At 40.7% G+C, this 12,994-nt stretch carries 9 protein-coding genes; all 9 read left to right on the top strand.

Features of this window, described 5'->3' with window-relative positions; translation table 11 throughout:
* Nucleotides 1–71: 71 nt before the first annotated feature.
* On the top strand, nucleotides 72–1,580 hold the full coding sequence (locus tag AT864_RS06500) for a xylose ABC transporter ATP-binding protein (RefSeq protein WP_066147448.1): 1,509 nt from the start codon (nucleotides 72–74) through the stop codon (nucleotides 1,578–1,580).
* A gap of 1 nt (nucleotide 1,581) precedes the next feature.
* Nucleotides 1,582–2,766, top strand: coding sequence for a sugar ABC transporter permease (locus tag AT864_RS06505; RefSeq protein ID WP_044745246.1), 1,185 nt, complete (start codon nucleotides 1,582–1,584; stop codon nucleotides 2,764–2,766).
* A gap of 821 nt (nucleotides 2,767–3,587) precedes the next feature.
* Nucleotides 3,588–4,226: a hypothetical protein gene (locus tag AT864_RS06510; protein WP_066147450.1), complete on the top strand. Its 639-nt coding sequence runs from the start codon at nucleotides 3,588–3,590 to the stop codon at nucleotides 4,224–4,226.
* 483 nt (nucleotides 4,227–4,709) lie between these two features.
* Nucleotides 4,710–6,815 (top strand): methyl-accepting chemotaxis protein, encoded by a 2,106-nt coding sequence (locus tag AT864_RS06515; RefSeq protein WP_066147451.1) that lies wholly within the window; start codon nucleotides 4,710–4,712, stop codon nucleotides 6,813–6,815.
* A 473-nt stretch (nucleotides 6,816–7,288) separates the two neighbouring features.
* Nucleotides 7,289–8,311, top strand: coding sequence for an ABC transporter ATP-binding protein (locus AT864_RS06525; RefSeq protein WP_066147455.1), 1,023 nt, complete (start codon nucleotides 7,289–7,291; stop codon nucleotides 8,309–8,311).
* Nucleotides 8,298–9,224, top strand: coding sequence for an ABC transporter ATP-binding protein (locus tag AT864_RS06530; RefSeq protein ID WP_066147457.1), 927 nt, complete (start codon nucleotides 8,298–8,300; stop codon nucleotides 9,222–9,224). Before AT864_RS06525 ends, AT864_RS06530 begins: the two co-directional genes overlap by 14 nt.
* Before the next feature lie 16 nt (nucleotides 9,225–9,240).
* Nucleotides 9,241–10,209, top strand: coding sequence for an oligopeptide ABC transporter permease (gene opp4B, locus AT864_RS06535; protein WP_044745241.1), 969 nt, complete (start codon nucleotides 9,241–9,243; stop codon nucleotides 10,207–10,209).
* Nucleotides 10,210–10,228: 19 nt separating this feature from the next.
* Entirely contained in the window at nucleotides 10,229–11,137 is a 909-nt protein-coding gene (locus tag AT864_RS06540) for an ABC transporter permease (RefSeq protein WP_066147458.1), read from the top strand.
* 15 nt (nucleotides 11,138–11,152) lie between these two features.
* Entirely contained in the window at nucleotides 11,153–12,940 is a 1,788-nt protein-coding gene (opp4A, locus tag AT864_RS06545) for an oligopeptide ABC transporter substrate-binding protein (RefSeq protein ID WP_066147460.1), read from the top strand.
* Nucleotides 12,941–12,994 lie beyond the last annotated feature (54 nt).

A 12,994-nucleotide genomic window follows, 5' to 3' on the forward strand; every position in this document is an offset into this window, starting at 1 on the left:
GAGGAGGGGAATTGGCTTATAGGGCCAGCCCCTTCTTTTTAAAGGAGATTGATAGCACGGGAGTGAGGCATATGTATGCGTTAGAAATGATGGACATTACCAAAGAATTTCCCGGCGTAAAAGCGCTTGATCGTGTCAGCTTTAAAGTGAAAAAAGGAGAGATTCATGCTCTTTGTGGTGAAAATGGTGCGGGTAAATCCACCTTAATGAAAGTATTGAGCGGGCTTTATCCAGTTGGAACATATTCCGGAACCATCCGCATTGATGGCCAGGAAGTTATGTTTCGCCATATTGTTGATGCTGAGAACGCAGGAATTGCTATTATCCATCAAGAGCTTGCCCTTGTCAAAGAAATGACCGTCGGTGAAAATCTGTTTCTTGGACGTGAACCTAAAAAATTTGGCATAGTCCAATGGGATGAACTGTATTATGAAGCGGAAAAATGGCTGAAAAAGGTAGGTTTAGACATTGCGCCGCAAACCAAAATGCAGTCATTAGGGATTGGCCAGCAACAGTTGGTCGAAATTGCCAAAGCGCTGGCCAAGCAAGCGAAAATTTTGATTTTAGATGAGCCGACAGCGGCGCTTACAGAAAGCGAAGTCGAAATTTTGTTAGGCATTTTGGAACAGTTGCGGAGTCAAGGGGTCGCTTGCATTTATATTTCTCATAAAATGCCGGAAGTGTTTCGCTTAGCCGATTCGATTACCGTTTTGCGCGATGGCAAATCCATCGCCACATTATCTAGAACAAAAACGAATGAGGATCAAATCGTTTCATTAATGGTTGGCCGTGAATTGACGGAGCGTTATCCATATATGAAACGGAATCCCCAAGAAGTGGTATTAGAAGTTAAACATTATTCAGTTTGGCATAAAGACAAGCCAATGAAAGTCAATCACGATATTGATTTATCCGTAAGGAAAGGGGAAATTGTCGGTATTGCAGGGCTGATGGGAGCCGGTCGTACAGAACTGGCAATGAGTTTATTTGGCGCTTATGAAGGAAAAGTAGAAGGAGAAGTATGGATTGAAGGAAAGAAAGTGCGCATCCGTACTGTGCAGGATGCGATTCGTGAAGGGATCGCGCTTGTTACCGAGGATCGAAAACGTCTCGGACTTGTGCTCGGGATGGATGTCAAAGCTAATACAACTCTTGCAAGCTTAAAAAATATGAGTAAATTCGGCGTCATTAATCAAAATGAAGAATTAAAGTGGAGCCAAAATTATGTCCAGGAGCTTAGAACAAAAACCGCTTCATTGGAAACACCAGTCGGAACGCTGTCAGGAGGAAACCAGCAAAAGGTCGTTTTGGCGAAATGGCTGATGGCTAAACCGAAGATCTTGATTTTGGATGAACCGACGCGGGGGATTGATGTTGGAGCTAAATATGAAATTTATCATTTAATGAACAAGCTTGCTGAGGAAGGTGTAGCCATTATCATGATTTCATCAGAGCTCCCGGAAATCCTGGGAATGAGCGATCGTATTCTCGTTATGCGCGAAGGCCGGATCGTTAAGCAGTTTACTCACGAGGAAGCAACGCAAGAAAATATTATGATGGCAGCGACAGGAGGGAAATAGTATGGAAGCAAAAACGGTCATCCATAACGAACATACAGTGGAAAAGAAACGGGATCCGATATGGGGGAAAATAGACATTCGCGCCTATACGATGATTGGCGCGTTAGTGGTGATTTGGATTTTTTTTGGCTTTTTAAATGATACGTTTTTAAGTGCGCGAAATCTTTCTAACTTATTTACGCAAATGTCTGTTACTGCCATTTTAGCGATTGGTATGGTATTTGTCATTGTGGCGGGACATATTGATCTTTCCGTTGGTTCCATTGTCGGTTTAACAGGAGGACTTGCCGCTATTTTGAGCAACTGGATGGGCATGCCCACAAGTGTCGTCATTTTAGGTACACTCGTAGCCGGTGCGTTGATTGGAATGCTGCAAGGATGGCTCGTTGCCTACCGAGCGATTCCAGCCTTTATTGTAACACTGGGTGGAATGATGGTGTTTCGTGGTGTGCTCATGGGAATTACGAAATCGACGACTGTTCCTATTTCAGACGCTAATTTTATTGCGTTAGGGAGCGCTTATTTCACCAATGGCTTTGGAGTCGTTTTAGCAGTGGTGGCGATTGCAGCTCTTGTGATTTCAACGATACAAAAACGGCGGTCGCGGCAGCGTTACGGTTTTTCTGTAGCTCCCCTCTCTCTTGAAATGGCAAAAGTAATGGCGATCAGTGCCCTTATTGTAGCATTTGTATTCACAATGAACAGCTATAAAGGTATTCCGTTTCCGATTATCTTTGTTATTGGCTTGGCGCTTATTTTTTCGTTTATTGCGAATAAAACAACGTTTGGCCGCCATGTGTACGCGATTGGCGGCAATGCGGAGGCGGCGCGTTTATCCGGAATTCATATTCAACGTCATACGATGATTCTATTTGTTTTTACGGGTTTACTGTCAGCCATTGCTGCTATCGTACTCACTGCTCGTCTTTCATCAGCCACCATTTCAGCAGGGCAAATGTATGAGCTTGACGCCATTGCTGCGTGTGTCATCGGTGGAACCTCGCTTGTTGGTGGATCAGGTACGATCATTGGAGCAATTATTGGGGCGATGGTCATGACCTCGCTTGATAATGGCATGTCGTTATTAGGAATGGAAACATTTTGGCAGTATATAGTGAAAGGAAGCATTCTTGTTCTCGCGGTATGGATTGATATTGCTAGCCGAAAAAAACAGGCTCGTTCATAAAATGAGCCAGATCATCAATCTTCAACACTTGGGAAAAACAAACCTTTTGGTAGAATGGAATGATAAATATCACGTTTTTAGCTTCCCCTCGGCGATCAAAGCGGTTCTCGTGCCCAATAGCCGAGGGGATTATAGTATGTTTATAAAGATGGAACGAACGATGTCTGTAAAAACTCACGGTCGAAACGCAATTGAGCCCCTTCATGGTTCGTAAAGTGGTTTTGCTCGGCTATACAACAATGGAAAAGGATTTTTATTCCATATATGTGTAAATTTATAAATCTCTCTTGTTAGAATAGTTCTGTTAGGGTACAATGTTGATGCATGGAAATATCGTTAAAATAAAACCTATATGAAGCGGTACGAATCTGTGCAGTGCTTTCTTGGATTTGGATGGGGGCAAGGCTGTAGCGATCTTTGTTGTAAGAAAAAACAAAAATGAAATGTAAATAAAGCCATGCAGCTTTTCCTTCTTCTCATTAGTTGTGCAGGTAACGATTGATTGGCTTTGGCAATGGGGCGAGGGAATTTTTAACCGGTGGCGCTTGCCATCATGATCGAAAATTCGATCCCCCAATATTGGTCTTCATGTGAGCAATGATCCGCTTCTAACCGTGAGTTTTGACAGATACCATTCATTACGAGGGTCATCAGTGAATCTATTTTTTCTAGCGCTACGAGAATTTTTATTAGGAGAAAACAGGTGTGTTGATAATCCAATAAAAACTAATGGATATTGCTTGATGCCTAGCGATATCATTCCGTATTTTTAGTAAAAAATGGATCATCAACACTTGTGATGAGAAACGGAGAGACATAAGATGAATAAAAAGCAATTATTTGGCTTTACTGCATTATCCCTATTATTTATTGTCGGAATAATCTATCTTTTATCTCGCTTACATCAAAATGAGCAGGAAGATATTGATCTAGCTAAGCTCTCACAAGAATTAGATAGGAAAGGCTATCATATTGGAGTGATTTCGTATAGCCCCAAAAATAAAGAAATAATCGTACAATTATCAAACAAAGAGCCTAATCTGTCCCATACAAAAGAAGCTATAAAAAATTACATCCAAAATGAGTTGGAAGATCACAATGTATCCATTCAAGTGAAAATAATCGATGTTGAACAAGCAGAAAGGGAAAGAAAATGGATGTCCGTCGTATCGAAAATTGATAAGAAATTAAAAAGAGAAAGTAACAAATATATAGGCATTGCCATTGGCTTTAATCCCCAATCCATTACATACATTCTAAAATCCTCTTATTCTGAGTCCGATTTTGCTGAGAAAGAAATAAAAGATTGGATGGAGTTAACGAATAACGTTATTGTTTCTCAAAATCTACCTTCTCTTCTTAAAAACGATGAAACGTATGAAATTGAAGTAATATCCAAAAACAAAGAGGTTTTGCAAAATAAACGATACAACCATAACGTAGAATCATATGATGATTAACGGTTTTTAATTTAACAAAACAGGGAAACCCTTTGAGGGTTCCCTGTGATTTTTATTTAACCTACCTACCGAGAAGTCTCTCACACTTAACATTCTTATAAGTATGAGATTCCTCTTTTCCTTCTTTGGCAAATTTCTTAAATATAACGGTTTGAAAACAGAGCGAAGGGAACGATAGACTCCCTTAAGCACGTCCTGATCATTTTCCTCTATACATATGGAAAGATGGCAGAGAGAGCATGGGACAATCGACGCTTACAGACAAATTCATTTGTTAGTATGGGAGTTGTTCGGTCGCTCGACCGGTGAAATGGCATCTATGAATTTGGAAATAAAAAATGTGATAAAGCTATGCGGTCAGTGAGAAAAAAGCCCTAGATTCCGTTCAAATAATCTTTTTCATTTTGTTGCTTTTTTGATAAAATAAAAATTAATCATAATTTTCTAAATAATATTTTTTCAAGCAAGGAGTGACGGACGAAGATGCAACTATTTCAGCCAGGAGCGCAATTGTTAAACCAATTAAAATTTGGAAAAAAATTTATGCTCTTATTTATTGTTTTTATTTTTTCGCTTGCAACGATTGGAATATTTTACATTCGTGAACTAGAAACGAAATCGAATTTTATAGAAAAAGAAAAAATGGGCTTGTTGTATGTCCAAGACTTTTTAACCGGGCTAAGAGCGCTCCAAGACCACCGCGAGCATACCACCCTTTACCTATCTGGGGATCAATCAAGCGAACAAAGCATTCAAGCCGATGAAAACAAGCTGGATCAAGTTTTTAAGAGAATACAGGCTATGCAAAAAACATATGAGGATGTATTCAAAGTAGACAAGCAATGGAAGGAAATTTATGAATCCTGGGAACAAATGAAAAAAGGGTGGACATCCTATACAATGGACGAAACGGTTTCACGCCATAACATTATGATTAATAATTTTATAGATATGATGATGAATGTGACAGACCGTTCTAATTTAGCGTTGGATGATGATATTGATAATAACTATCTTGCCGATGTCATCGTTGAAAAAATTCCTACTTTAACGGAGCTCATTAGCTCGGCGCAGGCACTTGGGGTGAAAATGTCGCTCAGCACGCAAATATATGAGATCGATCAATCGAAAATGACTTATTTTTTAAATGCCATTGATAATTCGTTAAATGCGCTGAACCGATCTGCTTCGCTGATGTTTGCTAATCATAAAGCGTTGCAGAATCAGTTTGACCAACATAAAGACATGGCTATGACCGAAGTCATCAGCATGTCAGGAATGATGGATAAGGATTTTTTAATGGTTGGACAAGTGTCTATTCAACCGAAGGAAATATATGAAAAGACAAGCCAGGCGAACGAGCGGCTATATGAGTTATCCACATTCAGCGTCAAACTCTTGGAAGATCGAATTCATGAACGCTCTCAATCGGTAAATATGAATAAATGGCTGACTATTTCCGTCATGTTAGCTGCATCGATTATTATGATTTATCTGTTTATCGCTTTTTATTTTTCTGTTCGTTATCATATTTCAGCAACAGAGATGGCGATTAAACAGGCGGCTACTGGAGATTTGACAGGACGAATGAATATTCGAACAAATGATGAGTTTTCTCATATCGCCCATTCGTTTAATGAATTAGTCGATTCATTTCGTTCGATCATTTCTGTCAACCAGCAAATGACGGAAGAGGTATCTGCTGCATCAGAAGAATTGACAGCCATTACCGAGGAGACGGCACAAGCGGCAGGACAAGTGGCGACAACAATTGAAAATGTTGCTGTGGGTGCTGAACAGCAATTGAAATATGCGGAACAAAATACGCACTCGATTCATGAGCTTTTACGCGATACGCACTTTATCGCGGATCGGGCAAAGCAAGTAGCAACTTCTTCATTTGAAATGACAAACGAGGCAAAGAGCGGAAGTGAATCCGTTCGGCAAATGATGCAGCAAATGTCCAGCGTCAACGAACTAGTCTCGCAATCTTCGCGGTTCATTCAAACACTTTATGAGCGTTCAAATAATATTGGACAGATGACACAAATGATCACAGCTATTGCTGAGCAAACGAATTTGCTGGCCCTCAATGCAGCGATTGAAGCGGCGCGTGCTGGAGAGCAGGGAAGAGGCTTTGCTGTCGTGGCCGAGGAAGTTCGCAAGCTCGCTGAACAGTCCTCGCAATCGGCTAAGCAAATTCATGAACTGCTGAGTGAGATTCAGGATGATACGTCCCAATCGATGAAAGCTATGGAACATGTGCTGCGAGAAGCGGAAAAAGGAGTAGAAGTAGCCAATCGCACAGGAACCATTTTTGAAAAGATTTTATCCTCAACCGATGCTGTGACTGAACAAATTAACGGGGTGTCTGCCAAGCTTTCCATGATGGAGTCATCACTGCAGCAGCTCTCAGAAACGATTCACGAGACGGAGCATATTTCTAAAGAATCCGGACAGCAAACACAAATGGTGGCAGCCGCGGCCGAACAGCTTCTCGCTTCCATGCAGGAAATCTCCTCATCGGTCCAGTCGCTGAATAGCAAAGCACAAGACTTATTTGAAACCATTGAGCGGTTTCATTTATAACCTGTTCCCCCTTTCGATCACGAAAGGGGGATTTTTGCTTTATTTACATCATTAAAAATGAAACGAATTCCACGTTCAGAAGAATCTTAGTGACTGATCTTTTTTGGGGATGCAGCTGCGTGAACAAGGTTGGAGCAACGCCACTTTCAGCTCTATTTCTGATTTTGTTTTGTGAAGAGGTGTGGTTTAGTCATCCGGCTTATGAACGGAAAGAACGACGAAAAACATTTACAGATGCTTGGAGAGCCGCTTGTATCTATATCGAAGTTCGCTTTTATGGAGGACGTCATCTTTTAACATGTTGAGAAATAAACAGGGATTTAGGTGCAATGAAATAGATTATATTTAGATATATTGAGAAATTAAGGAATATTTACTAAAAAATATTTGATTTTTTATATTAATGTAATAATATATCAATAAAAATATTCAGAAAAAAAAGACTTTTTAATCTCTGATATGGAGGTGATGATTTGTCTAACCAGCCAGTTTTACAAATCGAAAACTTACGAGTTTCCTTTCGGGTTCATGATGCCTATTATGCTGCAGTTGATGGGGTATCGCTCAATGTTCACAAAAATGAGGTGCTTGCTGTTGTGGGCGAGTCAGGCTGCGGCAAAAGTGCCTTGGCTCTATCCATTATGGGGTTGCATCCGCCTGCAAAAACGAAATTAGAAGGAAAGATTCTGTTTCATGGAACCGATTTGTTATCATTATCTGTCCATGAACTAAATAAAATTCGCGGAAAGGATATAGGGATGATTTTTCAAGATCCGCTTACCGCTCTCAATCCGCTCATGACGGTAGGAAGACAAATTGAAGAAGGAATGGATTTTCATCTGTCTCTTTCTTCGCTAGAAAAAAGAGGCCGTACGATAGAGTTGTTAGAACGTGTTGGCATTCCTAATCCAAATCAAGTATATCATCGGTACCCGCATGAGCTGTCGGGGGGAATGAGACAGAGAATTGTCATTGCGATGGCGATTGCTTGTCACCCTTCATTAATCATTGCGGATGAGCCGACAACAGCATTAGATGTCACGATTCAGTCACAGATTATGGATCTATTAAGAGAACTCCAGCAGCAGATGAATACAGGCATTGTTTTAATTACGCATGATTTAGGAGTGGTAGCGGAAATGGCGGATCGTGTAGCGGTGATGTATGCAGGTGAAATTGTTGAAATGGCGGATGTTTATACGCTATTTGATCGCCCTTTGCACCCGTATACACGTTCATTGCTCCAGTCCATCCCATCTGCCCAACATCCAAAAGAAAGGCTTCATGTCATCCAAGGCATCGTTCCGCCGCTTCAAAAATTGCCAAGAACGGGATGCCGATTTCGCTCAAGAATTGGATGGATCGATGAATCAGAACATGAAGAGCAGCCGATTTTGCGAGAAGTGGAACCGGGGCATTTTGTACGTTGCATTTGCTATAAAAACTTTCACTTTCCACATGACCATATAGGGGACATGAAATATGGAATTTCTTAAAGTCAATCATTTAAAAGTATATTATCCGATTCGTAGTGGTTTTTTTCGCAGAGTAGTCGGCCATGTAAAAGCGGTCGATGATATAAGCTTTCAATTGAACCGAGGAGAGACATACGGATTGGTCGGCGAATCGGGATGTGGCAAAACGACAACAGGGCGAACGTTAATTGGCTTAATCAAAGCAACAGCGGGGGAGATTTTACTAGAGGGCAAGGATCTTGCAAAACTGAATCGCCGTGAACGGTCATATCATCGCAAAGACATTCAAATGATTTTTCAGGATCCATATTCATCGCTTAACCCTAAAAAACGAGTTCTTGATATTATTGCCGAACCGATACGCAATTTTGAAAAGCTATCTCCTCAAGAAGAAAAACGAAAAGTCCAGTATCTAATCGAGAGAGTAGGCCTTCATCCGGATTCTATCTATAAATATCCGCATGAGTTTTCTGGAGGACAGCGGCAACGCATTGGCATTGCGCGCGCTTTAACGCTTCATCCCAAACTGATTATTGCAGATGAACCTGTGTCAGCTTTAGATGTATCTGTACAAGCTCAAGTGTTAAATTTTATGAAAGACATTCAAACAGAATTTCAGCTAACATATTTGTTTATTAGTCATGATTTAGGGATTATCCGTCACATGTGTGACCGTATCGGGATTATGTATAGAGGACAATTTGTTGAAGAAGGCGCAAGCCAGGAGATATTCAACAATCCGCAGCATATTTACACCAAACGGCTGATTTCGGCGATTCCTAATGTCGATCCTCGAAAAAAACAAGAACAAATAAAGCTTCGCCAGCACGTTGAAAAAGAATATAAGCTTTCTTGGCAGCGTTATTTTAATGCGGAAGGGAAGGCTTATCCGTTAAAGCGCATCTCAGACACACATTCTGTTGCTATTTTGTGAGAGAGGAAGTCGAAACATGCTGAAGTTTATATTGCGACGAATCATGATGATGATTCCTCAATTATTGATTTTGAGTATTCTCGTTTTTGCATTAGCTAAAGCAATGCCGGGTGACGCGCTTACTGGACAGTTGGCCCAATCTCCAAAGATGGACGCCAATACGTTAATGGAAATGCGGGAAAAGCTCGGATTAAATGATCCTGTCCATATTCAATACGTAAGATGGGTGAAAAATCTTTTGCATGGAGATCTTGGTCTTTCGTATATTCATCAACAGCCCGTAACAGATCTTCTATCCGGCAGATTGGCCAATACTCTTTTATTATCCGCGTGCGTTCTATTGCTTACCTATCTTATTGCCATACCATTAGGATTGGTTTCCGGGCGTTGGCAAGATTCTTGGGCGGACAAACTCATTGTTGGTTATAGCTATGTTAGTTTTGCTACACCATTATTTATTTTTGCCTTAGTTATGCTGTTTGTATTTGGATTTAAGCTAGGGTGGTTTCCAACGGGAGGAAGTGTCGATATTCAAGTAGAGAAGGGGACATTGGACTATTATATCAATAAATTTTATCATCTCCTTCTGCCGGCTTTGTCTGGTGCTCTTATTGGCACGGTTGGTATTATTCAATATTTGCGAAGTGAGATTATCGATACGAAGGTTAAAGATTTTGTGAAAACAGCGCGAGCCAAGGGGATACCGGAATCGAAAATTTACTCTCATCATATTTTACGCAATTCATTTTTACCGATTGCCGCTTTTTTAGGGTATGAAATTACGGGGCTTATTGGCGGTTCCATATTTTTAGAATCTATTTATAGCTATCCGGGGCTAGGACAGCTGTTCCTTCAATCCATTATGCAGCGCGATTATAGCGTAGTCACAGCACTTGTCATGATTTCAGGTTTGGCGACATTAATAGGAACTTTGTTATCCGACATCATTTTAAGTGCTGTAGATCCGCGCATTAGAATTGAATAGTACAAATGGAGGAACGATTATGAGGGCAAATTTGAATGATTCTCAGCAAATAGCGAAGGATGTTAGTCAAAGTCCGTCAAGCCTCTTCATATTATGGCGTGAAATGATAAAAGATAAGCTAGCGCTTATTTCTCTCGTTGTTCTTTCGTGCATTCTTCTTATCGTCTATGGATCTGCGCTTTTTTTAGATCAAGACAAAATTGTGAAAGTGGATTTACTGTCTATCTACGCGCCGCCTTCTGCGGAACATTGGTTAGGCACCGATTATGGAGGACGAGATATTTTGGGTCAATTGATTATTGGCGCCCGAAATTCCTTTACAATTGGTTTGCTCATTACACTTTTGACCGGCTTCATTGGCCTTGCCATAGGGTTAATTGCTGGATACTATGGCGGGATCATTGACAATGTGATTATGCGTATCATTGATTTTATTTTGGTTTTGCCTTTTTTAATGCTTGTCATCGTTTTTGTAGCGATTGTACCAAAGTATAATGTCTTTACATTTATTTTAATCATGAGCGCTTTTTTGTGGACTGGGAAAGCGCGGTTGATTAGAGCTAAAACATTGGCTGAAAGGGAGCTGGATTATGTCAGTGCTTCAAAAACACTCGGCACTCCGGATTGGAAAATTATGATACGCGAAATCTTGCCCAATTTAAGTTCGATCATCATTGTGAATTTAACGCTAAATCTCGCTGGGAATATTGGCATCGAATCCGGATTGAGCTACTTAGGATTTGGGCTGCCCGAAAGCACACCGAGCCTTGGCACACTAGTAAGCTATGCGACAAATCCGGATGTTTTACAAAATAAATGGTGGGTATGGCTTCCGGCATCATTGCTAATCTTAGTGATCATGCTGTGCATAAATTTTATTGGTCAAGCATTAAAAAGAGCAGCTGACGCGAGACAGCGGCTAGGATAAAGGGGGAAATGGACATTGAAAAAAAGGTATGGGAAGCTTTTAAGCTTGTTAGTCGGTTTTTCGATTTTGCTAGCGGCTTGCACAAACAGCACAACAAGCAGCGATGGAAAGAATAGCAAAAACACGCAGACAACGCAAAAAGAAACGATCGGAAACTTCCCGATGGCGGTCAAAAACGATGGCAAGATTGTTGACGGGGTGTTGACGTATGGGCTTGTTTACGATACGCCTTTTGAAGGAACGCTGAATTATGCATTTTATCAAGGCCAGCCAGATGTGGAAATTTTACATTTTTTTGATGAGTCACTGTTCCATGTAAACGGGGATTATGAAATTACGAATGACGGTGCCGCAACGTATGAGCTTTCTGATGATAAAAAAACGATCACGATTAAAATTAAAGACAATGTCAACTGGCATGATGGAGAACCTGTTAAAGCAGAAGATTTAGAGTATGCCTATTTAGTCATTGGCCATAAGGATTATACAGGTGTCCGCTACGGAGACGCACTCATTCAGGACATTGTTGGCATGGATGAATATCATGCGGGAAAAGCAGCGAATATTTCTGGAATTAAAGTGATCGATAACAAAACATTATCCATCACATATAAGCATGCAAACCCGTCCATCTTAACAGGCATTTGGGCATATCCATTGCCCAAGCATTATTTAAAAGATATTCCAATCAAACAAATGGCGCAATCCGATAAAATCCGCAAAAACCCGATCGGTTTCGGGCCATTCAAAGTGAAAAAGATCGTTCCGGGTGAGTCGGTTGAACTTGTACGCAATGATGATTATTACGGCGGAAAGCCGAACTTAAAAGGCGTTATCGTTAAAGTTGTCAATCCAAAAGTTGTGTTGCAGGCATTAAAAAAAGGAGAAATCGATGTTGCACAATTTCCAACTGATCAATATGTCAGCGCAAAAGGAACAAAAAATATTCAATTCGTTGGCAACATTGAGTTAGCCTATAATTATATTGGATTTAAGCTGGGGCATTGGGATGCAGAAAAACAAGAAAATGTCATGGATAATCCGAAATTCCAAAATAAAAAGCTGCGCCAAGCAATGGCGTACGCCATTGACAATCAGGCGGTTGCCGACAAACTATATCATGGGCTCCGCTTCCCGGCCACTACACTCATTCCGCCATCATTTCCAGGCTATCATGACGAAAATGCAAAAGGATATTCATATAATCCTGAGAAAGCGAAAAAACTGTTAGATGAAGCGGGCTATAAAGATAAAGATGGGGATGGTCTTCGCGAAGATCCAGATGGAAAGAAATTTACAATCAATTTCCTTTCAATGAGTGGAGGAGATATTGCGGAACCGCTTGCTAAGTTTTATATCCAATGCTGGAAGGAAGTCGGTTTGAATGTGCAGCTTGTGGATGGCCGTTTAGCAGAGTTTAATTCATTTTACGATATGGTTGAAAAAGACGATCCAAAAGTGGATATCTTTGCAGCGGCATGGGGAACAGGGACCGATGTCGACCCGTACGGGCTATACGGCCGCAATGTTATGTTCAACTATTCTCGGTGGGTGAACGAAAAAAATGATGAATTGCTTGAAAAAGGCCATTCTGAACAAGCCTTCGATAAACAATACCGGAAAGGTATTTATAACCAATGGCAAGAATTAATGAATGAAGAAGTGCCGGTGATTCCAACCTTATATCGTTCACAAATATTTGCTGTGAATAATCGCGTGAAAAACTTTACGGCTGATATCGATCCATTCAACTGGAAATGGAAAGAAGTAGGAGTAACAGCGGAAAAACCAGAAACTGAATAAAATAGAACCGCTGAAGGAAAAGGGGGGCCCATAATTTTGTGGGAACGCCCTTTT

The sequence above is a fragment of the Anoxybacillus sp. P3H1B genome (genome assembly GCF_001560855.1).
In the GTDB taxonomy this organism is placed as follows: domain Bacteria; phylum Bacillota; class Bacilli; order Bacillales; family Anoxybacillaceae; genus Anoxybacteroides; species Anoxybacteroides rupiense.